At 69.2% G+C, this 20,868-nt stretch carries 19 protein-coding genes; 18 read left to right on the top strand and 1 reads right to left on the bottom strand.

Annotation, left to right across the window (positions count from 1 at the left end):
- Positions 1-17 precede the first annotated feature (17 nt).
- The 18 genes from ACWDNU_RS00610 to ACWDNU_RS00525 all read left to right on the top strand — a co-directional run bounded on the left by ACWDNU_RS00610 (position 18) and on the right by ACWDNU_RS00525 (position 20,379).
- Positions 18-1,169, top strand: a complete 1,152-nt coding sequence (locus tag ACWDNU_RS00610) for an LLM class flavin-dependent oxidoreductase (RefSeq protein WP_449667117.1) — start codon at positions 18-20, stop codon at positions 1,167-1,169.
- Positions 1,166-1,513 (top strand): RidA family protein, encoded by a 348-nt coding sequence (locus tag ACWDNU_RS00605; RefSeq protein WP_449667116.1) that lies wholly within the window; start codon positions 1,166-1,168, stop codon positions 1,511-1,513. The genes ACWDNU_RS00610 and ACWDNU_RS00605 overlap by 4 nt, the downstream gene beginning before the upstream one ends.
- Positions 1,510-2,976, top strand: coding sequence for an aldehyde dehydrogenase family protein (locus ACWDNU_RS00600; protein ID WP_449667115.1), 1,467 nt, complete (start codon positions 1,510-1,512; stop codon positions 2,974-2,976). Before ACWDNU_RS00605 ends, ACWDNU_RS00600 begins: the two co-directional genes overlap by 4 nt.
- Positions 2,977-3,005: 29 nt before the next feature.
- On the top strand, positions 3,006-3,512 hold the full coding sequence (locus ACWDNU_RS00595) for a flavin reductase family protein (RefSeq protein WP_378309413.1): 507 nt from the start codon (positions 3,006-3,008) through the stop codon (positions 3,510-3,512).
- A gap of 13 nt (positions 3,513-3,525) precedes the next feature.
- Positions 3,526-4,170, top strand: a complete 645-nt coding sequence (locus ACWDNU_RS00590; protein ID WP_449667114.1) for a TetR/AcrR family transcriptional regulator — start codon at positions 3,526-3,528, stop codon at positions 4,168-4,170.
- A 52-nt stretch (positions 4,171-4,222) separates the two neighbouring features.
- A complete protein-coding gene (locus tag ACWDNU_RS00585; RefSeq protein ID WP_449667113.1) occupies positions 4,223-5,686 on the top strand; it encodes an aldehyde dehydrogenase family protein in 1,464 nt (487 codons plus the stop codon).
- Between the two features lie 5 nt (positions 5,687-5,691).
- Positions 5,692-6,234: a flavodoxin family protein gene (locus ACWDNU_RS00580; RefSeq protein WP_449667209.1), complete on the top strand. Its 543-nt coding sequence runs from the start codon at positions 5,692-5,694 to the stop codon at positions 6,232-6,234.
- Positions 6,235-6,255: 21 nt separating this feature from the next.
- Positions 6,256-6,642, top strand: a complete 387-nt coding sequence (locus tag ACWDNU_RS00575; RefSeq protein ID WP_449667112.1) for a RidA family protein — start codon at positions 6,256-6,258, stop codon at positions 6,640-6,642.
- A 2-nt stretch (positions 6,643-6,644) separates the two neighbouring features.
- Positions 6,645-7,445 (top strand): RidA family protein, encoded by an 801-nt coding sequence (locus tag ACWDNU_RS00570; RefSeq protein ID WP_449667111.1) that lies wholly within the window; start codon positions 6,645-6,647, stop codon positions 7,443-7,445.
- Positions 7,446-7,611: 166 nt separating this feature from the next.
- Positions 7,612-8,565: an ABC transporter permease gene (locus ACWDNU_RS00565; protein WP_449667110.1), complete on the top strand. Its 954-nt coding sequence runs from the start codon at positions 7,612-7,614 to the stop codon at positions 8,563-8,565.
- Positions 8,562-9,467 carry an ABC transporter permease gene (locus tag ACWDNU_RS00560; protein WP_449667109.1) on the top strand — a complete coding sequence of 302 codons (906 nt, stop codon included), beginning with the start codon at positions 8,562-8,564 and terminating at the stop codon, positions 9,465-9,467. The genes ACWDNU_RS00565 and ACWDNU_RS00560 overlap by 4 nt, the downstream gene beginning before the upstream one ends.
- Positions 9,464-11,266, top strand: a complete 1,803-nt coding sequence (locus tag ACWDNU_RS00555; RefSeq protein WP_449667108.1) for an ABC transporter ATP-binding protein — start codon at positions 9,464-9,466, stop codon at positions 11,264-11,266. The genes ACWDNU_RS00560 and ACWDNU_RS00555 overlap by 4 nt, the downstream gene beginning before the upstream one ends.
- Before the next feature lie 40 nt (positions 11,267-11,306).
- On the top strand, positions 11,307-12,881 hold the full coding sequence (locus tag ACWDNU_RS00550) for an ABC transporter substrate-binding protein (RefSeq protein ID WP_449667107.1): 1,575 nt from the start codon (positions 11,307-11,309) through the stop codon (positions 12,879-12,881).
- Positions 12,882-12,918: 37 nt separating this feature from the next.
- The gene (locus ACWDNU_RS00545) at positions 12,919-14,316 is read left to right on the top strand and encodes an NtaA/DmoA family FMN-dependent monooxygenase (RefSeq protein ID WP_449667106.1); all 1,398 of its coding nucleotides are present in this window, start codon (positions 12,919-12,921) and stop codon (positions 14,314-14,316) included.
- Positions 14,313-15,485: an MFS transporter gene (locus ACWDNU_RS00540; RefSeq protein ID WP_449667105.1), complete on the top strand. Its 1,173-nt coding sequence runs from the start codon at positions 14,313-14,315 to the stop codon at positions 15,483-15,485. The genes ACWDNU_RS00545 and ACWDNU_RS00540 overlap by 4 nt, the downstream gene beginning before the upstream one ends.
- A gap of 251 nt (positions 15,486-15,736) precedes the next feature.
- On the top strand, positions 15,737-17,317 hold the full coding sequence (locus tag ACWDNU_RS00535) for an ABC transporter substrate-binding protein (RefSeq protein ID WP_449667104.1): 1,581 nt from the start codon (positions 15,737-15,739) through the stop codon (positions 17,315-17,317).
- Positions 17,318-17,384: 67 nt separating this feature from the next.
- Positions 17,385-18,980 carry an ABC transporter substrate-binding protein gene (locus tag ACWDNU_RS00530; protein WP_449667103.1) on the top strand — a complete coding sequence of 532 codons (1,596 nt, stop codon included), beginning with the start codon at positions 17,385-17,387 and terminating at the stop codon, positions 18,978-18,980.
- 34 nt (positions 18,981-19,014) lie between these two features.
- Positions 19,015-20,379: an NtaA/DmoA family FMN-dependent monooxygenase gene (locus tag ACWDNU_RS00525; RefSeq protein ID WP_449667102.1), complete on the top strand. Its 1,365-nt coding sequence runs from the start codon at positions 19,015-19,017 to the stop codon at positions 20,377-20,379.
- Positions 20,380-20,428: 49 nt separating this feature from the next.
- On the opposite strand, the gene ACWDNU_RS00520 is transcribed toward ACWDNU_RS00525, so the two are convergent.
- Entirely contained in the window at positions 20,429-20,812 is a 384-nt protein-coding gene (locus ACWDNU_RS00520) for a RidA family protein (protein ID WP_449667101.1), read from the bottom strand.
- Between the last annotated feature and the right edge of the window lie 56 nt (positions 20,813-20,868).

Below are 20,868 nucleotides of genomic sequence, written 5' to 3'. Positions count from 1 at the left end.
AGTGAGGGATGGTCGGTATGCGGTTTGACGTGTTCTACGTGCTCGCGAATCAGGGGCGGGGACGGGCGTGGTCGGATTTGCTGGACGAGGTCCGCCGCCGGGTCGTGCTCGCCGACGAACTGGGCTTCGACGGGATGTGGCTCGGCGAGCACCATTTCGACGCCGAGGGCACCGACCAGCTGCCCAACCCGGTGCTGCTGTGCGCGGACCTGGCCGCCCGGACGTCGCAGATCCGGCTCGGGATGGCGGCGGTGTCGCTGCCGCTGTGGCACCCGATCCGGCTGGCCGAGGACCTCGCGATGCTCGACCACTTCAGCGGCGGCCGGGTCGATGTCGCGTTCTCGCGCGGCATTCTCGCCGGGGAGATCGTGAACCTGAATCCGGATGCCGACCGGGCCGACGAAGCGCGGTCCCGGGCGATCTTCGACGAGCACCTGGCCATGGTCCGGGCGGCGTGGACGGAGGATCCGTTCAGCTGGCAGTCCGAGCGTTACCAGATCCCGCGGCCGAAGACGAAATGGCCGGCCAAGGCGTATGAGTCCTATCACGACAGTGACGGCTATCTGGCCGGGCTGGCCGTGCTCCCGCAGCCGGTGCAGTCGCCGACGCCGCCGCTTTACGCGGTGTCGCAAGGACTCGAAGGCTTCCGGTCCGCGGCACGGCAGGGGCTGGGAATCATCACCTCGCATTCGACTCCCCGGCGCGCGCAGAAACTGGGCGCGGCCTACGCCGAGGTCGCCGCACAGCACGGCGGCCCGCCCTCCTACATGCCTGGTCCCTGCGTGCTGGTGCGCGACACCTGCGTAGCAGCCACCGACGCAGCGGCCCGCGAAATGATGGAGGAGCAGGTCGCGGTCCGGTTCAACCTGATCAAACGGGTGCGCGGACTGGGGGAGTGGCTGGAGGAGGACGAGGATCCGAGCGATCCGGCGTTCGAGTCGATGAAGCCGTTCGACCTGATGATGGACCGCGACTACCTCCTCGTGGGCTCGCCGGACACGGTGGCCGAACGGATGATCCGGATGCACCGCGACTACGGCATCGAGCACTGGTCGCTCGCGCTCGGCCGGGTCTCCGACGACCAACTGGAGACGACTCTGCGGCTGCTGGCCGACGAGGTCCTCCCCGCGGTGCGCAAGGCGGCCGCCGAACTCAAGGACGCGTCATGACTGCTTTCCTCGACAGCGAAGGCTCGGCGGCAGTGCTCGCCGGCGGGTTCGTCTTCGCGACCGCTTCCGCGGCAAGTGCCGGGACCGTCGCCGACGAGACCGCGAAGTGTCTCGACGAACTGGAGAAGACGTTGGGACAGCTGGGGTGCGGCCTCGGCGATCTCGTGAAGGTCAACTGCTACCTCTCCGACGACGGCTACCGGGGCGAGTTCTGGCAGACCTGGGACGCACGGTTCGCCTCGCTGGACGTTCGGCTGGTGCGCATCACCCAGGTCGCCGGCATCTCCGGCGAACACCGCGTCCACCTCGACGCCACCGCGGTCCGACCGGAGGGCCGCGCATGACCGCGACAGCGATTTCCGTCCACGCCGGACCGATCATCGGCGGCAGGCCGGTCGAGTCGGCCGGGGCCGAACGGCAGGACGCCGTCAGCCCGGCTACCGGCGAACTCCTCGGCAGCTTCGCGCTTGGCGCCCCGGCGGATGTCGAGACCGCGGTCGCGGCCGCAGGGGACGCGTTCGAGGCATGGGCGGCGACGTCGGTCTTCGAACGGATCCGGTTCCTAGAGCGCGCGATCGAGGTGATCTCGGAGCGGCGCGAGGATCTCGCCCGGTTGCTGGCGTCCGAACAGGGCAAGCCCTATCGCGTCGAAGCACTCGGCGAGGTCGACGAGACGATCGAGTATTTCCAGAGCGCCGTCGAATGCGCCAAGCGCCTCGACGGAATTCTCCCGCCGCTCGCCGACACCGCGAAACGAGTGCTCATCTCTCGCGTGCCGAGGGGAGTCGTGGCCGCGATCGGGCCGTGGAACTTCCCGCTCGGCACCATGGCGGGCCAGGTCGCCCCGGCGCTCGCGTCCGGGAACACCGTCGTGGCACTGCCCGCGCCGACCACGACGCTGACGTGCCACGAGTTCGCCCGCTGCCTGATCGACGCCGGGCTGCCCGAGGGCGTGCTCAACCTGGTGACCGGGCAGGGCGCGGTCGTCGGCGACGCGCTGAGCGGGCATCCGGACGTGCAGGTGGTGGCGTTCACCGGCTCCGTGCCGACCGGCCTCCGGGTCGCGCAGCGCGCGGCGGGCAAGGCACAGCTGATCGAACTTGGCGGCAACGGCCCGACCGTCCTGCTCGACGACGCCGACCTCGCCCTCGCGATCCCCGGCTCGGTGTCCTCGACCTATTACTGCGCCGGCCAGAACTGCATCGCGGCCGGACGGTTCCTGGTCCACGAGGCGATCTACGACGAATTCGCCGAAACCTTCACCGCGGCCGTGCGCCGGGAGATCAAGCTGGGCGATCCGTTCGCCGAGGACACGACGATGGGTCCGGTGAACAACGCCGTCGTCGCCGGAAAGATCGACCAGCACGTGCGTTCCGCGGTCGCCGACGGAGCGAAGGTGCTGCTCGGCGGCGAGCGGGCGGCGGGATTCCCGACCGACCTGTACTGGCAGCCGACGGTTCTCGCCGACGTGACCGAGTCGATGGCAGTAGCGGTTGAGGAGACATTCGGACCGGTGGCCCCGCTGCAGCGGATCAGCTCGGAAACCGAAGCGCTGCAGATCATGCAGGCCTCGCCGTACGGGCTGTCCGCGGCTGTGTACACCAAGGACTTGGCCAGGGGCCTCCGGTTCGCCGAGAAGGCCCCGGCCGGGACGGTCAACGTCAACACGAGCACGTCCAGCGCCGAGGTGCACCTGCCGTACGGCGGTCGCGCGGGGAAGCTCAGCGGCCTCGGCCGCACCCAGGGCCGGTACCCGATGGAAGACGTTTACACCGAACTCAAGACCGTCATCGCGCACGTGGGCTGAACGGGCCCGCCGGATCGGCGAGGAGCGAAATGATCGACCTGACGACGTTCAAAACGATTATGGCGGCCGCACCAGGGCCAGCGGCTGTGGTCACCGCGATGGGCGCGGACGGACAGCCCTACGGCCTGACCGTTTCGGCGGTCTGTTCGGTCTCGCTGGAACCGTCGCTCGCACTGGCGTGCATCGACCGCGGCTCGAACACCCTGGCGGCGATCAAGGAAACCAACGCCTTCACCATCAACTACCTCGGCACCGGATGCGAACCGGTGGCGATGCGCTTCGCGACCAAATCCGACCGCAAGTTCGAGGACCAACGATGGACGCTCCCGGCGGCCGGCGGCGGGCCGATCCTGCTCGACGCGGCCGCCGCGCACGTGGTGTGCCGGGTCGAACAGGCCGTTCCGGCGGGCGATCACATCATTTTCGTCGGCGCGGTCGTCGAGGGCTCCGCTGACGACGGTTCGCACGCTCTGGCCTATGCCCGCCGGAAATTCTTCACCGGCGAGCACCTTGAGTCCGGCGCCGCGGCGCGCTGAACGGAGCTGCCCGATGCCCGCCCGAGCCCGCAAGAAGACGCCTCCGGTGCGCGATCCGGACGGCACGCGCCAGCTCCTGCTCGACAGCGCGGTGCGGCTGTTCGAGGAACACGGCTACCACGCGACGTCCGTCCAGGAGATCGTGGCCGGGGCCGGGCTGACGAAAGGCGCGTTCTACCACCACTTCGACACCAAAGAGGACGTCCTGCACGAGATCCACGACCATTTCGTGGACCACCAGCTCGACCTCCTGCGCGGCGTCGTCGCCAGCGGCGGCCCGCCGGACGAGCTGCTGCGCCGCGTCATGGTCGAGGTGCTGATCGAGCCGATCAGCGTCTACCGGGCGGAAATCGCCATCTTCATGCAGGAGTACCGGTTCCTGTCCGGCCGGACGTTCGCGGAGATCCGGCGCAAGCGGACGGAGTTCGAACGGCTGGTCACCGAGGTGCTCGAAAAGGGCATCGCGAACGGCGAGTTCACCGCGCCGGTGCCGCCGAAACTGCTGGCGTTCGCGGTGATCGGCATCGGGGCCTGGGCGTACCACTGGCTCGATCCGCAGGGGGCGGTGACACCGCGGGAAGTCGGCGAGGCTTTCGGCAGCCTCGTCGTCGACGGCCTAGGCACCGGCACTGTCCCCGAAAGCCGTCGGGAGATCTGACTACCAACCGGTTGGTTCATTGACCGGCCAAGGCAACGAGAACGAGGTCACTATGGGTTCTGCAACAGCACAGCGTCCGGAGCCGCGCCAGTTCGTCGGCGGGCAGTGGCGCACCGGAAACGGCGCCGAAGCCATCGCCGTCTTCGATCCGGCGACCGGCGCGCGGCTCGGCGAGGTCGCAGCGGCCGGCGAGTCCGATGTGGACGACGCGGTCCGGGCCGCGGCGGACGCGTTCGGCCCGTGGTCGGCGCTGTCGCTGAGCCGCCGGGTCGCCTACGTCAACCGGTTCAAGGCGTTGGTGCAGCGCGATGCCGAGGCGCTCGCCGAGACCGTCTCGCTCGACCAGGGCAAGACGCTGGACGAGGCGCGCGGCGAGGTCACCCGGCTCGTGGACGCGATCGAATGCGCCGCGGCGGCACCGATGATCTACCAATCGGCCAGCGGGAATGTCGCGGCCGGCCTCGACGCCCGCCGCGTGCGAGTCCCGCTCGGCGTGTGCGCCGCGGTCACCCCGTCCAACTTCCCGGTGATGAACCCCGGGCAGTTCGCCGCCTGGGCGCTCGTGTGCGGCAACACGCTTGTGCTCAAAGTGTCCGAACAGGACCCGTACGCGTCGACGCACCTGATCAAGATCCTCGAAGAGGCCGAGCTGCCGCCGGGGGTGCTGAACCTGGTGCACGGGCGCGCCGACGCGGTCAAGCGGCTCATCGCCAGCCCCGAGGTCGCCGCGGTCTCCTGCATCACCTCGACGCCGACGGCGCGGTCCATCTACGCGGCCGCCGCGGCCGAGGGCAAACGGGTCCAGGCGAACGGCGGCGCCAAAAACCCGATCGTGGTGGCCGAGGACGCCGATCTGGAACGGGCGGCAGCAGGCATCGTCTCGTCGGTCTTCGGGATGGCTGGGCAGCGCTGTCTCGCCGATACTCGCGTCATCGCCGCCGAGAGCGTTTACGACTCGCTGGTGGAGATGGTCGTCGCGCGGGCGTCGGAACTTGTTGTCGGCAGCGGTCTCGATCCGCGCACGACGATGGGGCCGGTGGTGAGCGCGCAGAGTAAGCAACGTCTCGAAGCGACAGTGGACGCGGCGATCAGCGGGGGAGCGAAGGCGGTTTTGGACGGCCGGGGCGTGCGGCCGGTCAGCGGCACGCCGGACGGGTACTTCCTCGGCCCGACTGTGCTCGTGGACGTCGAGCCGGGTTCTCCCGTCGACCGCGACGAGACCTTCGGCCCGATCGTCAACATCCACCGGTCCGCCTCGTTCGACGACGCGGTGGAGCTGGCGAACGACACCGAGTTCGGCAATGCCGCGACTGTATACACCCGGTCGGGCTCCATCGCCCGGGAGTTCGAGCAGCGCTCGACGGCGGGCAACGTCGGCATCAACACGTTCCCGGCCCCGCCGATGAACTTCACCATGGGCGGCGCCGGTTCGTCGTTCTACGGCGACCTGCACATCTGCGGCGACGGGCCGCTGGACTTCTACACCGACCACAAGCTCGTCCTGTCGCGGTGGTGAACCAGATGAAGGTGATGGCGGTCAGCTGCTCGCCGAGCGTCGGCGGGCGAACCGCGGCAGCGCTGCAGGCAGTACTGGACGGCGCGGCGAGCGCCGGAGCCGGCACCGAGCTGGTCCAGTTGGCAGAACACAAAGACCCGGCTGAAGTCGTGGCGCGGATGGCGGACGCGGACGCCTTCGTCTTCGGCGCACCGATGTATCGCGCGTCGTACGCGTCGCCGTTCAAAGCACTCCTGGACGTCATGCCACGGGGCGAATACGGCACCGAGGACGCACCGCTCACCGCTCGTGCGGTCGCGATCGTCGCGACGGCAGGCAGCGACCACCACTTCCTTGGCTTGCAGGCGATGCGCGGGGTGCTGGTGGATTTCTTCGCCGCGCACGTAGTTTCGCCCGGCTTGTACCTGAACGCCGACAGCTACACCCCGGACCAGACCCTCGCCGCGGATCCGGCCGGATCGGCCCGCACCCAGGGAATCGCGCTCGTGGAGCTGGCCAGGGCGATCGCATCGTCCGAAGGGCTCCGCAACGTGACCCCGAATGCCTGACCACCGACTGAGAGGCGAGCAATGCGACAGCTGCTCAGCACCAACGCCGCCGGAATAGCGGCGGGAACCGTTGCCGGGAACATGGTTTTCACCGCGGCGTCGGCCATCGACGTCGCCACGATGAAGCGAGTGTCCGAAGCGGACACCATCAAGGACGAGACCCGCGTGATTCTCCAACGGATCGAACGGACGCTCGCCGAAGCCGGCTGCACGCTGCGGGACCTGGCAAAGGTGACGTGCTTCGTCAGCGAGGAGAAACACCGGCTCGACTTCGCGGCGGCGTGGCGCGATCTCCTCGCGCCAGGGCCGTATCCGTCCCGCGCGATGGTGCGCATGGACCTGGTGAGCGACTGCCGAGTGCAGGTGGACGCGATCGCTGTACGCCCTGTGGGAGAAGGAAAGGACTGACGGTGACTGCTTTTCTCACCTACCCCGGCAGCGACCCGGAGTTGCGGCGCAAATTCGGTCTCGGCGGCGCGGCGGTGATCGGGGATCTGGTCTTCCTCGGCGGGATGGCGCTGGACCTGACCACGCTTACCCGGCAGCCCGAGGCGGTCACCATCGCCGACGAACTGCGGATCTGCCTTGCCGGGATCCTCAAGACGCTGGAGCAGGCCGACGGCACCCTCGCGGACATCGTGAAGGTGAACTGTTACCTCTCCGACGACCGGTACCGCGCGGAATTCCGCGAGGCGTTCAAGGAGGTCTTCGCGCCGGGCCCCTACCCGAAGTGCCTGACGATTGTCGCCGGGCTGGCCGGGGACTGCCGGGTCGAGATCGAAGTGGTGGCGGTCAAACCACCGGGCGGACGGGCCGCGGTGAACCCCGGCTTCTTCGACAGCGACCGGTTGGGTCGTTCGATGGGCGTGGCGGCGGGCGGTCTCGTGTTCGCCGAAGCCGCCGCTCTGGACTGGGCGACGGGCGACCGGCTGCCCGAGGCGACGACGCTGGCCGAGGAGACCGGGATCTGCCTCGACCGGCTGTCCGCCGCGCTGGCGGAGGCCGGATGCACGCTCGCGGATCTCGTGAAGCTCAACTGCTACCTGGTCTCCGACGACGACCGGGCCGGGTTCTGGACCGCGTTGAACGAGCGGCTCGCGCCGGGCCCGTATCCGCCGCGCGTCACCCAAGTGACCTGTTTGGACGGTGCGGCCCGGGTCGTCGTCGACGCGGTCGCAGCGATCCCGGAAGCCAGGAACACGAGCGCGTAACGGGTCGGCGGCCGGGCTCCCCGAAGCGTTGACACCTGCGGAAACGCCCAGTAGCTTCGTTCAAACCAACTGGTACGTATGTAGTGCCTCGCCGCGATTCCCGGCCGCCGGTTTCCCGTCCCGCCGCAGCTGCGCCGGACGTCCCCACCATGGGAAGGACCCGCCGATGAAGCGAATGCTGGCGGCGCGAGTGCTTTTCGCGCTGCTCACCCTCGTGATCATCTCGATAGTCGTCTTCGCCGCCACCCAGGCGCTTCCCGGCGACGCCGCGCTCGTCCAGCTCGGCAAGCAGGCCACCCCCGCGGCGCTCGAAAGCCTCCGCGCCCGGATGCACCTCGACCAGCCGCTCGTCGCGCAATACTGGCTGTGGCTCACTGATCTGGTGCACGGGCACCTCGGCAACTCCCTGGCCACCAACATGAGCGTCGGCGCGCTGATCGGCGACCGGGTGGCCAACACGCTCGTCCTGCTGGTCGTCACCGGGGTCATCGCGCTCCCGCTGGCGACCGCGATCGGCATCCTGACCGCGATCCGCCGGGACCGCGCGGCGGACCACACCGCGAGTGTCGTGATGCTGGTGATCGTGGCGATCCCGGAGTTCGTGTTCTGTCTGCTCTTCGTCGCCCTGTTCGCGACGAACGTGCTGCACGTGCTGCCGGCGGTGTCGCTGATCGATCCGGACCAGCCGCTCTTGTCCCAAGCCAGCGCGTTCGTGCTGCCGGTGCTGACGCTGGTCATCGTCAGCCTGCCGTACATCGCCCGCACAGTGCGCGCCTGCATGCTCGAGGCGCTCGAAAGCGACTACGTGGCGATGGCGCGGTTGAAGGGCGTGCCCGAACGGCAGGTCATCGTCAAGCACGCGCTGCCCGCGATCGCCGGTCCGGTGTTCCAGGTCAGCGCGCAGACCCTGGCGTATCTCGCGGGCGGGATCGTGGTGGTGGAGACCGTGTTCCAGTTCCCGGGCATCGGATTCGCGTTCGTGCAAGGGATCCAGAGCCGCGACCTGCCGGTGGTCCAAGCACTGGCGCTGATGCTCGCCGCGGTCTACGTGATTTTGAACAGCGTCGCGGACCTCGGAACTGTCGCGATGACACCGACCCTTCGCAAGGGGGCACGATGACGGACGTCGAAACGGCCGAAGCCGCGGTCGGCGAGCGCACCAGGCACAAACAACGCGGCGGATTCAGCCTGCTCGTGCGAGCCGCGTTGCGCCGGACCGAAGGACGGATCGGCCTCGCCCTGGTGGTTCTCGTCGCGGCGGTCGCGTTCCTGGGGCCGTTCTTCAGCCCGCACTCCGCTTCGGAACTCATCAGCGCGCCGTATGCGCTGCCCGGCGACGGGACGGTCCTGGGCGCGGACGGGCTGGGCCGGGACGTGCTGAGCCGATTTCTCAACGGCGGCAACGTGATCCTCGCGCTGGCACTGCTCGCGACCGCGGTCGGCGTCGGGGCCGGAGTGGTGCTCGGCCTCATCGCGGGCTACCGCCGCGGTGTCCTCGGGCAGGTCATCATGCGGATCCTCGACATCGTGCTGTCGTTCCCGTCGCTGCTGCTGGCGCTGCTGTTCCTGTCCATCATCGGCGTCAACTGGTGGATCATCGTCGTGACCATCGCGATCTCGCACATCCCGTATGTGGCGCGCGTGGTCGAAAGCGGTTCGCTGGCGGTGATCGGGCGCGGATTCGTCCAGTACGCCGAAATGATCGGCGTGCCGCGGCGGCGGATCCTCGTCCGGGAGATCCTGCCGAGCATCGTCGCGCCGCTCACCGTGCAGTTCGGCATCCGGGTCACGTGGTCGATCGGCATCGTCTCGTCGCTCGCCTACCTCGGCTTCGGCCGCCAGCCGCCCTCGGTCGATTGGGGAATGATGATCAGCGAAAACCAGTCCATGCTTCTGTCCAACCCGTTGCCGGTGCTGCTGCCAGTCGCCGCCATCGCGGTCATCACCGTCGGGGCGAACCTGCTGACCGACGCGTTCGGGCAGGCCGCCGGCCTCAGCGGACGGCGAGGGCAGTCGGCATGACGGCGGTCGCGGAGACGGTGAAGCAGGCGATCGAGGTCGCGGACCTGCGGGTGGATCTCGCGGACCGGGACGTGAACGTGGTGCGGGACATCGGGTTCAGCCTCCGGCCCGGCCAGATCCTCGGCGTCATCGGCGAATCCGGGTCCGGGAAGACGACGGTCGGCTCGGCGCTGCTCGGCTACGCGCGGCCCGGCACCCGCATCACCGGAGGTTCCGTCGTGGTCGACGGGGTCGACGTCCTGTCGCTGCGCGGCCCGGCGCTGCGCAAACGGCGCGGCGAGCTGATCTCCTACGTGCCGCAGGACCCGTTCTCCTCGCTCAACCCGTGCCGTCGGCTCGGTGCTCAGCTCGCGGAAACACTGGCCGTGCACGGGGTCGATTCCAAGGCGGAGCAACGGGAACGGATCGAGCGCATCCTCGAAGACGTGCGCCTTCCGTCCACGAAGGAATTCCTGCGGCGCTACCCGCACGAGATCTCCGGCGGGCAGCAGCAGCGGATCGTGATCGCGATGGGCTTCATCTGCAATCCTAAGGTCGTAGTGCTGGACGAGCCGACCACCGGCCTCGACGTCACGACCCAGGCGCACGTGCTGCGGATGGTGCGAGAGCTGTGCGCACGGCACCGCACCGCCGGGATCTACGTCAGCCACGACCTGGCGGTCGTCGGCGGACTGGCCGACCGGATCGGGGTGATGTACTACGGACGGCTCGTCGAGGCGGGACCGGCCGATGCGATCGTCCGCGCCGCCGGGCATCCCTACAGCCGCGGGCTGATCCAGGTCATCCCCAATCCGCACCGGCGGCGCGTGCTGAGTTCAGTGCGCGGCCGGGTGGCCCCGCTGGACGAACGGCCCGACGGGTGCGTTTTCGCGGCCCGCTGCGACCTGGCGGAACCGGAGTGCCGGACCGGCGAGATCCAGCCGGTGGCACTCGAATCCGGCCACGTCGCGATGTGCCGCCGGACCGAGGTCGTGCGCAGTTCGCCGCCCGCCAACGCAGCCCTCGCCGGGCGCGTAAGCGCTCCGGCGGAAGCCGGTCATGGGTTCCTGTCGGTGCGCGAGCTGACCGCTTCGTACTCCGGCTACCAGGTGCTGAAGGACATCGACCTGGACGTGCCGCGCGGCCTGGTGACCGCGCTGGTCGGCGAATCGGGTTCCGGCAAGACGACGCTGGGCCGGTGCATCGCGGGACTGCACGAAGAGGCGACCGGGGCGATGACCGTCGGCGGGAGCCCGTTGCGGTTCGGCGCCCGGAACCGGTCGCGCGAGGAACGCCGGGCGGTGCAGTACATCTTCCAGAACGCGTCCGAGGCGCTGAACCCGCGCCGGTCCGTCCGGGACTCGATCGCCGAACCGCTGATCACGCTCGGCTCGGTCGCCGGTTCCGCCGAATTGGACGAGCGGGTGGACGCCCTGCTCGACGACGTCGCGCTCAACCCGCGGCTGGCGACGAGGCGTCCGTCCGAGCTCTCCGGCGGCGAACGGCAGCGGGTGACCATCGCGCGCGCCCTCGCGACGGATCCGAGCCTGCTGGTCTGCGACGAGATCACGTCCGCGCTCGACGTTTCGGTCCAGGCGTCGATCTTGCTGCTGATCGAACGGCTGTGCGCGGAGAAAAACCTGACGTTGCTGTTCGTGACGCACAACCTGGCGGTCGTCCGGGCGATCGCGGACCGGGTCGCGGTTCTCGATACCGGGGTCATCGTGGAGGAGGGCGCGGTCGACCAGGTGCTGGACTCGCCGCAGCACGCGTACACGCAAGCTCTGTTGCAGGACACTCCGGCGCTGGATCTGGACTGATCGCGACTATCGGCGTGCGCGCCGCGGAAAGCGGGATTTCATGCAAAGAGGTGTTTCGGCGAGACTCAGCCGTCGCGGCTTTCTCGGCGGGATGGCGGCGTCGGCGATCGTGCTGGCCGGGTGCTCGGGCGGCGCGCCGGAGGCGGATTCCGCCGCGGCGGGGGTGCCGAGCGGGCCCCGCAAACGGGGCGGCACTTTCCGGTTCGCCAGCGCGTCGTTCAACGAAGCGACCGGAGCGGACCCGGAACTGCTGGGCGGCGGATCGAGTTTCCCGTGCTACGACCAGCTGGTGAAGTGGGACGCGAACCAGCGTCTCCAGCTGGAGCTGGCCGAGGAATTCGCGCCCGACCCCAAGGACGCCTCGACGTGGACGATCCGCGTCCGCGACGGCGTCGAATTCCACAACGGCAAGACGCTGGGCGCGGACGACGTCATGTTCACCATCAACCGGATCCTCGACCCGAAGCTCGGCGCCGCGGCGGCCGCGCTGCTGGGCGCGATCGACCCGGCCGGCCTGAAGAAACTCGACAAGCGCACGGTCCGGCTGAAGCTCAAGTACCCGAATTCCCAGCTGGCGGACGGATTCACCAGCTTCTGCGGAGTCGTCCCGGTCGGCTTCGACCCGCGCAACCCCGTCGGGACCGGCGCGTTCCGGCAGGAGAGCTTCATCCCGCACCAGCAATGGGCGGGCACCCGAAATCCGCACTACTGGCGGCCGGATTCCGCGCCGTACCTGGACCGGGTCGAGCTGATCGGGCTTTCGAGCCCGGTGGCCGCGGTCAACGCGATGCTGAGCGGTCAGGTGGACGCGATCGACACCGTGCTGATCTCGCAGCTGCCGCGGCTGAAACAGCGCAAGGACCTGGTGGTGGTCGAGTCGCAGACCGGGTCGGTCCAGTTCGTGTCGATGAACTGCCGCAAGGGACAGCTGTTCGAGGACCCGCGGGTGCGGAAGGCGTTCAAGCTGATGCTGGACCGGCAGCAGCTGGTGAACACCATCTACTCCGGACACGGAGCGATCGGCAACGACGTGGGGGTGTTCCCGCAGTGGGATTCGGCCTGCGATCCGAGCCTGCCGCCGCCGGCGCAGAACCTCGACCAGGCGCGTGCCCTGCTGCGGGAAGCGGGAAAGGAGGGGATGACCGTCCCGCTGCGGGTGGCGGAGCTGCTGCCGGGCATGACCGAAACGGCGCAGGTGCTGATCGAGCAGGCGAAGAAAATCGGCGTGACGATCACCCTCGACCAGGTCCGCGACAACGCCCAGTTCTACACCGGCGAATACTACAAAGCGCAGCTCCAGATCGATTACGCGTCGACCATGTCGATGTACGGCGGCGCCGAGTACTACTGGCTTTCCGACGCGGGATACAACGCCGCGGGATATGCCGATCCCGAGGTGGATTCCCTGTTCAAACAAGGGCTGGCGGCCACCGGCGCGGGATACGACGCCCCGCTGCGGAAGGTGTCGCGGATCATCCAGGACGAAGGCCCTTGGCTGGTGTGGGGACGGCAGAACGTCTTCAGCGCCTTCACCAGGAAATTCACCGGGATCACGGCAGGCGCGGGCGGCGGTTCGCTCAACGAATACGGGCTCTGGAACGTCTCGCTGGCTTGACCGGCGCGGCAGCGGACAAGGAAGGGACACGCTTCGCATGGCTGGTCGGCTGACCTTTCACGCATTCACCGAACTCGGCTGGACCGACGGCGAGGGAGGCGCGTGGCGCAACCCGGCATTGACCCCGCCGCGGACGGTGCCGGAGCTGGAGTTCTGGACAGGACTGGCCAGGGTCGCCGAGCGCGGCCGCCTGGACTCGTTCTTCTTCGCCGACGCGATGGGGATGGGCGGATTCACCCCGAGCGACCAGGAAAGAGAGGTGCGCGACGGCCGGCTGATCCTGTGGGACCCGGCGGTCGCGATCCCGGCGCTGGCCGCGGCGACCGAGCACATCGGATTCCTCTTCACGAGTTCGATTCTTCAGGAGCACCCGTTCACCTTCGCGCGCAAGGCGAGCACGCTCGACCATCTCACGAACGGACGGGTCGGCTGGAACATCGTGACGTCCTACAGCCCGAACGTCGCGCGGAACTTCGGGATGGACGACCTTCCGCCGCGCGAGGAGCGGTACCGGTGGGCGGACGAGTACGTGGACGTCGCCTACCGGCTGTGGGAAGGCTCCTGGGAAGAAGACGCGGTGGTGGCCGATGCCGCGACGGGCGTCTACGTGGATCCGGCCAAGGTGCACCCGATCGACTACGCGGGGGAGCGGTACCGGGTCCAGGGGCCGCACCTGACCTACGCCACGCCGCAACGGACGCCGCTGCTGGTACAGGCCGGCGGCTCGCCCGCCGGACGGGCATTCGCGGCCCGGCACGCGGAAATGCAGTTCATCACCGCGCCTGATCCCGAGTCGGCGGCGAAGGACATCGCGGCCGTGCGCCGGCTGGCCGCGCGAGCGGGCCGCAGACCTGACGACATCTGCTTCACCATTTCGACCGGCTTCGTCGTGGGCAGCACGGAGGAAGAGGCCCGGCGAAAAGCCGACGATCTCGACAGCTACGCCGACTTCGCCGGGAAGGTCGCGGCCATCAGCACATCGATCGGGGTGGACCTGACCGGGCTGGAACCCGATGCCCCGGTATCCGAGCTGCTGGCCGGTGCGACGTCGAGCGGCGGCATGTCCGGGGTGCTCAAGTCGCTCATCGGCTCGCTCCCGGCGGACCGTCCGCCGACGTTGCGCGATCTGATCCGCCCCCGCGGCGACCGGCACGGGGGAGTGGGCACGCCCGAGCAGATCGCCGACCAGCTCGAACGCTGGCAGCGGGCCGGGGTCGGCGGCGTCGCGGTGGGCATGGACGTCCGCCCCGGTTCGCTGACCGACTTCGTCGACCACGTCATCCCCGTGCTGCAGGACCGCGGCCTCGCCCAGCGCGAGTACGCATCGGGGACGCTCCGGCAGCGGGTGCTGGGCTACGGCGACCGGCTTCCGGACCGGCATCCGGCCGCGCGGCACCGCCGTGGTTCGCGGACGGCAGGTGAGCGACATTCGTGAGACCCGACGCACCGGTGAACCGCCCGGACGACGCGCGCAGGTCTCCGCCGCTGGCCTGGCTGATCTGTGCGGTGGTCTTCACCGAAACCACGCTGCTCACTCTCGTCACCCCGCTGATTCCGCGCTATGCGGCCGATTTCGGCATGTCGCACGCGGAGGCCGGGCTTTTCGTCGCGCTCTACGCGGCCGGCTCCATCGCCGGTTCGGTGCCCGCCGGGATGCTGGTCGCCCGGCTCGGCGCGCGGACCACCGTGCTGATCTCGCTGGCGCTCGTCGCGGCCGGAAGCATCGGCATGGGCTACGGCAGGCAGCTCGCGCTCCTGGACATCACCCGGTTCGTCCAGGGCGTCGCCGGTACGCTCGCCTGGTCGGGCGCGTTCTCGTGGCTGGTGGAGGTCGCACCAGCCGGGCGACGGGCGCGGACCCTGAGCATGGGACTGGCGGCCGGTTCCCTCGGCGGCATGCTCGGCCCGGTGGTCGGCGGAGCAGCCGAACTGGTCTCGCTGCAGCTGGTTTTTACCGTTCTGGCCGGGCTTTTCGGCGTTCTCGCGATCGGTGTCGGCAGGCAGCCCGGGTCCGGGAGAACCGACCGGCAGCGGCTGCGGGAGCTGGTGTCGGCGGTCGGCAGACCGGAGGTCGCGGTGCCGGGGTGGCTCGTCGCCGCGGCCGGGGTCGCGTTCGGGACCATCGCCGTGACCGGACCGCTCAAGCTGGCCGGTCTCGGCGCGGGCGGAGCGGTGGTCAGCGCGACGTTCCTGTGCGCGGCGTTCGCCGAGGTGGTGGTTACCCGGCTCGCCGGCAGCGCGTCGGACCGCCACGGTCACTTGGCCCCGATCCGCGTCGGTCTGGTGCTGGCCGCGGCGCTCGCTGTGCTGCTGGCGGTTCCGGCTGCCGTTTTCCCGGCGGCGCTGGTGATCGTGGCGCTCGCCGCGGCGATCTCGCTGTTCCTCGTTCCGGGGTTCGCGCTGCTTTCCGCCGGGGCGCAGCGGATCGGACTGCAGCAAGGACTCGCCTTCGGTTTGACGAACATCTCGTGGGCTGCCGGAAACCTCCTCGGCGCGCTCGCTGGAGGAAGCCTCGCGGGGATCGGCGCAGTGGTGCCCGGGGTGGCGGTGGCTGTGCTGCTGGCGGTCTCCCTCGGCATCGTCCGGCGGCGCGGGCAGACCTGAGACAGCAGGAGGGGACGCGCTTGCGGAGCGGTCTGCCTACCAGCGGAAAAGCCCGGAATCGCGGGTGCTGTCCCGGCTTGACTCCCCAGGTGCGCGCGGCTACCTTCTCAGTACCGACCGGTCGGTGTGAAGAGGGGACCGGGTGCCGCGAGCGGTTCGCCGGGCACGCCGAAACACCGCGAGCCTGGTCGCGGGGGGTGCACAAAGCTCATCGCCGCGCGATGAGCGTCGCCGATCGAGAGGTGAAACCCATGCCTGAACCGTTTTCCGCCGGACTGACCCGTCGGCAGGCGTTGCGTCTCGGGGCGCTGGGGGCGGGCGGGTTGCTGCTCGCCGGCTGCGCCGGAACCCCGGCGGTGCGGACCGCCACCGCGCCGACCGGGCCCCGCAAGCGCGGCGGAACCTTCCGCTTCGCCCCGATTTCGACGGCAGGCACCACTTCGGCCGATCCGCTGTCGATCAACAGCGGCTACGAACTGCGCTTCGCGATGTTCGATTCCCTGGTCGCGCCGGACCATCAGAACCGGGTGCAGCCCGCGCTGGCGGAGCTGCTCGAACCCGAGGGAACCGACCAGTCGGTGTGGACGATCCGGCTGCGCGAGGGCGTCGAGTTCCACAACGGGAAAACTCTCGACGCCGACGACGTGCTCTTCAGCCTGCAGCGGATCCTGGACCCCAAGACCCCGAGCTCGGCGTCGAACCTCCTGAAGGCGATCGACCTGAACGCGATCAAGAAACTCGACAAACGCACGCTGCGGCTGAAACTGACGAGCCCGAACTCGCAGCTGCGCCGGGCGTTCGCGCCGTCGGAGGCGGCGATCATGCCGGTGGGGTTCGATCCGAACCGCCCGGTCGGCACCGGCCCGTTCAAGCAAGTGAACTTCACCCCCGGCCAGCGCTGGACCGGCACCCGCAACGGCAGCTACTGGCGCGAGGGACGGCCCTATCTGGACGGTCTCGAGTTCATCGGGTTCGCCGACACGACCACCGCGCGGACGAACGCGGTGCTGTCCGGGCAGATCGACGGCATCGACGGGCTGCATCCGGCGCAGCTGCCGCAGATCTCCGCGCGCCCCAACCTGAACGTCCTCATCTCGCAGTCGGGTGCCTACCAGGTCTTCGAGATGCGGTGCGACAAGGGCGCGGTGTTCGAGGACCCGCGGGTGCGCAAGGCGTTCAAGCTGCTGGTCGACCGGCCGCAAATGGTCAAGGTCGCCTGGAACGGCCAGGGCGCGGTCGGCAACGACACCGGTGTGTGGGCCGAGTTCGACCCGGCGATGGACGGCTCGCTGCCGCAGCACGCACAGGATCTCGACCAGGCCCGGTCCCTGCTGAAGGCCGCGGGCAAGGACGGGATGACCGTCACGCTGCGCACCTGCCAGCTCGCGACCGGCCAGGTGGAATCCGCGAATGTCCTCGTCCAGAACGCGAAGGCGGCCGGGGTCACGGTGAACCTGGACGTGGTCGCGAACCGGGCCCAGTACTACGGGGGCCAGGACTACTACACCTCGCAGTTGAAAGTGGACTCCGACTCGACCGAGACGATGTTCGCCAACACCGCGTACTGCTTCACCGGCAAAGGGATCTACAACAACACCGGCTACGACAACCCGAAAGTCAACTCGCTGTACGCGCAGGCGCTGGCGGCGACTCCGGAGAAGTACCAGGAGCTGATGCACGAGGTGTCGCGGCTCGTCTGGGACGACGGCCCGTGGATCTCGTGGGGCCGGCAGAACACGGTCCACGTCTGCAGCAACAAGTTCACCGGAGCCGTGCAGGACGCGTCGGGCCGGTTCAACGGCTACCAGTGGAGCGACATCTCGCTCGCCTGACAGCCGGGTCGACCATCCAGCCGGTGCCGGGACGACGCGGTCCCGGCACCGGGAGAAAGGCGGGCACATGCACGAGAACCTGGTCCCTGGCATGACGAGGCGGCGGCTGCTCGGCGCGGCCGCCGCCGGTGCGGCGGGTCTGGCGCTGGCCGCGTGCTCCGGCGGGCCGCCGGGCGAATCGGCGGTCGAAGCCGGGGACGCCGCGCCGACCGGACCGCGCAAGCGGGGCGGGACTTTCCGGTTCGCTCCCTCGGATTTCGCCGGCACGGTGTCGATGGATCCGCAAGCCTCGGACTCGTCGTTCGCGCTCGCCACGGCGCTCACCGACACGCTGATGGCCCGCGACCACTCGTGGCGTCTTCAGCCGGGGCTGGCCGAGGAGTTCGAGCCCGCGCCGGGAAACTTCAAGACCTGGACTGTCCGGGTCCGCGACGGCGTCACGTTCCACAACGGGAAACCGCTCGGCGCGGACGACGTCATCCACACCATCCGGCGCAACCTCGACCCGAAGAACCCGGGCTTCTCCGCCGGGCTGTTGGCCTCGATCGATCCGAACGGTCTGTCCGCTGTGGACAAACGGACGGTGCGACTGGAGCTGAAATCGCCGAATTCGCAGCTTCGGGACGGGTTCGCCGAGGCGCCGACCGGCATCGTCCCGGTCGGCTTCGACCCGAAGAACCCCGTGGGGACCGGGCCGTTCAAGTACCGGAGCTTCCAGCCGGAACAGCGATTCGTCGGCGTCCGCAACGAGAACTACTGGCGCGAGGACGGCCCGTACCTGGATTCGCTCGAACTGGTCGGGTTCAGCGATCCGATCACCGCGCGGACGAACGCGTTGATCAGCGGCCAGATCGACGGGATGGACCGGGTGCCGGCGAACTTGAGCGCACAGATCCGGGCGAGGAGCGATCTCGCGCTGATCGTGTCCGAGACCGGGGCGTTCGAGTTCACCGGCATGCGGTGCGACCGGGGCGCGCAGTTCGCCGACAACCGGGTCCGGCAGGCGTTCAAGCTGATGCTGGACCGCGACCAGATGGTGAAGACGCTCTACTCGGGCTTCGGCGAGCCGGGCAACGACATCGGCGCGTGGGCGCGGATCGATCCCGCGGTGGACGGCTCGATCCCGCAGCGGCGCCAGGACCTGGACCGGGCCAAATGGCTGCTGAAGCAGGCGGGAATGGAGGGCATGCGCGTCACCTACCGGGTCGGGCAGGTCGAGCCGAGCGCGATGAGCACTGCCACGCTGATGGTGGAGTACGCGAAGGCGATCGGGGTCGAGCTGACCATCGAGCCGGTGCAGAACCTGTCGTCGTTCTACGGTCCCGGCTACTTCAGCTCGCAGCTCAAGAACAGCTACGACTACACCCAATCCCTCTACGACAACGCGTCCTACTGCTGGCTGCCCACCGGCGGGTTCAACGGCGAGCATTTCGACCACCCGAAGGTCAATTCGCTGTACGCGCAGGCGATGACCACGACGGGCGCGAAATACACCGAGCTGATGCACGAACTGTCGCGGGTGATCCACGACGAGGGGCCATGGCTGGTGTGGGGGAGACACAACATCCCCGACGCCTGCCGCAAGAAGTTCACCGGAGCGCGCAAAGACGCGTCCGGACTCGGTTTCAACGGCTTCCGCTGGGACGAGATCTCGCTCGCGTGAACCGTTCGCACACGACCTGAGGAGGCGATCGGCCATGGCCGGCAGGCTGACCTTGCACGCGTTCACCGCATTGGGCTGGCTCGACGGGCAGTTCGGCTTGTGGCGGCACCCGGAAGTGGTCCCGCCGCGCGCCGTCCCGGACCTGCAGTGGTGGAGCGACCTGGCTCGCACCGCCGAACGCGGCTGCATGGACTCGATGTTCTTCGCGGACGCCATGGGCATGGGCGGCTTCACCGCGGACGACCGCGAAGCGGAGGTGCGCGGCGGCCGGATGATCCTGTGGGACCCGGCGGTGACGATCTCCGGGCTCGCCGCGGCGACCGAACACCTCGGATTCCTGTTCACCAGCTCGATCCTGCAAGACCATCCGTTCACGTTCGCGCGCCGCGCCAGCACGCTCGACCAGCTCACCGGCGGCCGTGTCGGGTGGAACATGGTCACCTCCTACAGCCCGAACGCGGCCCGGAACCTGGGGTACGCCGACTTGCCTTCCCGCGAAGAGCGCTATGCGTGGGCCGAGGAATACGCGGACGTGGTCTACCGGCTCTGGGAAGGATCCTGGGAGGACGACGCGCTGCTCGCCGACGTCGCGTCGGGGGTGTACGTGGACCCCGCGAAGGTGCATCCGATCGACTTCGCGGGGGACCGCTACCGGGTGCAGGGTCCGCACCTGACTCATCCGACCCCGCAGCGCACGCCGCTGCTGGTCCAGGCGGGCGGCTCGCCGGCGGGCCGGGAGTACGCCGCCCGGCACGCCGAGATCCAGTTCATCGCGGAAACGGACGAGCGCGCGATGGCGGAGACGGTCTCCGACGTCCGGCGGCTCGCGGTGCGGTCCGGAAGGCGTCCGGACGACATTTCGTTCGTCGTCTCTTCCCGCTTCGTGGTCGGCAGCACCGAGGCGGAGGCGCGCCGGAAGGCCGGCGAACTGTTCGAGCGCGCGGACTTCCCCGATCTCGTCGCGCACCTCAGTTCCGCGATCGGGAAGGACTTCTCCGGACTGGGCCCGGACGATCCGGTCGACCTGCTGAACGACCCGGCCGGGAGCGGCGGCATGTCCGGCAGTCTCCAGGCGCTCGTCGACGGGCTGCCGAAAGACCGGATCCCGACCCTGCGGGAAGTGGTCCGGGCCAGCCGGAACCGCGGCCGGGTGGTGGGCACCCCGGAGCAGATCGCCGACGTGCTGCAGCGGTGGCACGAGGCCGGGGTCGGCGGCGTCACGGTCTCCATCGAGTTGCGGCCGACGTCGCTGGTCGAGTTCGTGGAGCACGTCATCCCGGTGCTGCAGGACCGCGGGCTCGCCCAGCGCGAATACGCGCCGGGCACGCTGCGCGAGAAGCTGATGGGATACGGCGACCGGCTGCCGGACCGGCACCCCGCCGCCCGGCATCGCCGGTGACCGTCCACCACGGACCGGGTTCCGCGGAACCCGGTCCGTTTTCGGAAAATCAGCCCGCCGACGCGATCACATCGATTTCCACCCGGCACGCTCCCGCGAGGCCCGCTACCGCCACCGACCGGATCGGCAGCGGACCGCCCGAGAAATAGTCGTCGAAAGCGGCGAGCATTTCCGGAATGTGCTCGGCCGCGCTGACATAACAGGTCGCCTTGAGCACTCCGGACAGCGCGCCGCCCGCCCCCTCCACGACCTCCCGGATCTGGTCGAGGACGACCCGGGTCTCGGCGGAAACCGTTGCGGTGCCGGGAAGTCGGGCGAACGTGTCCAGGTCGAGAGCCATGCCGCCGGCGAAGACGAGGCCGCCCGCGACCGCGGCTCCGGAAAGACCGAACCGGTCGGCCGCCGCCGGATCTTCGGTGAGGAAAGTGGGCATGGGATACCTCCTGCTTTCTGCGGGGAACGGAAGGAAAACAGCCGGGATTCTCGACA

The organism is Amycolatopsis sp. NPDC003676 (genome assembly GCF_053587275.1).
This window is presented reverse-complemented; position numbering and strand designations above follow the sequence as displayed.

Excerpts from the sequence above, each read along its gene's own strand:
- ACWDNU_RS00610 (WP_449667117.1), top strand. The coding sequence starts at position 18 with ATGCGGTTTGACGTGTTCTACGTGCTCGCGAATCAGGGGCGGGGACGG.
- ACWDNU_RS00605 (WP_449667116.1), top strand. The coding sequence starts at position 1,166 with ATGACTGCTTTCCTCGACAGCGAAGGCTCGGCGGCAGTGCTCGCCGGC.
- ACWDNU_RS00600 (WP_449667115.1), top strand. The coding sequence starts at position 1,510 with ATGACCGCGACAGCGATTTCCGTCCACGCCGGACCGATCATCGGCGGC.
- ACWDNU_RS00595 (WP_378309413.1), top strand. The coding sequence starts at position 3,006 with ATGATCGACCTGACGACGTTCAAAACGATTATGGCGGCCGCACCAGGG.
- ACWDNU_RS00590 (WP_449667114.1), top strand. The coding sequence starts at position 3,526 with ATGCCCGCCCGAGCCCGCAAGAAGACGCCTCCGGTGCGCGATCCGGAC.
- ACWDNU_RS00585 (WP_449667113.1), top strand. The coding sequence starts at position 4,223 with ATGGGTTCTGCAACAGCACAGCGTCCGGAGCCGCGCCAGTTCGTCGGC.
- ACWDNU_RS00580 (WP_449667209.1), top strand. The coding sequence starts at position 5,692 with ATGAAGGTGATGGCGGTCAGCTGCTCGCCGAGCGTCGGCGGGCGAACC.
- ACWDNU_RS00575 (WP_449667112.1), top strand. The coding sequence starts at position 6,256 with ATGCGACAGCTGCTCAGCACCAACGCCGCCGGAATAGCGGCGGGAACC.
- ACWDNU_RS00565 (WP_449667110.1), top strand. The coding sequence starts at position 7,612 with ATGAAGCGAATGCTGGCGGCGCGAGTGCTTTTCGCGCTGCTCACCCTC.
- ACWDNU_RS00560 (WP_449667109.1), top strand. The coding sequence starts at position 8,562 with ATGACGGACGTCGAAACGGCCGAAGCCGCGGTCGGCGAGCGCACCAGG.
- ACWDNU_RS00555 (WP_449667108.1), top strand. The coding sequence starts at position 9,464 with ATGACGGCGGTCGCGGAGACGGTGAAGCAGGCGATCGAGGTCGCGGAC.
- ACWDNU_RS00550 (WP_449667107.1), top strand. The coding sequence starts at position 11,307 with ATGCAAAGAGGTGTTTCGGCGAGACTCAGCCGTCGCGGCTTTCTCGGC.
- ACWDNU_RS00545 (WP_449667106.1), top strand. The coding sequence starts at position 12,919 with ATGGCTGGTCGGCTGACCTTTCACGCATTCACCGAACTCGGCTGGACC.
- ACWDNU_RS00535 (WP_449667104.1), top strand. The coding sequence starts at position 15,737 with ATGCCTGAACCGTTTTCCGCCGGACTGACCCGTCGGCAGGCGTTGCGT.
- ACWDNU_RS00530 (WP_449667103.1), top strand. The coding sequence starts at position 17,385 with ATGCACGAGAACCTGGTCCCTGGCATGACGAGGCGGCGGCTGCTCGGC.
- ACWDNU_RS00525 (WP_449667102.1), top strand. The coding sequence starts at position 19,015 with ATGGCCGGCAGGCTGACCTTGCACGCGTTCACCGCATTGGGCTGGCTC.
- ACWDNU_RS00520 (WP_449667101.1), bottom strand. The coding sequence starts at position 20,812 with ATGCCCACTTTCCTCACCGAAGATCCGGCGGCGGCCGACCGGTTCGGT.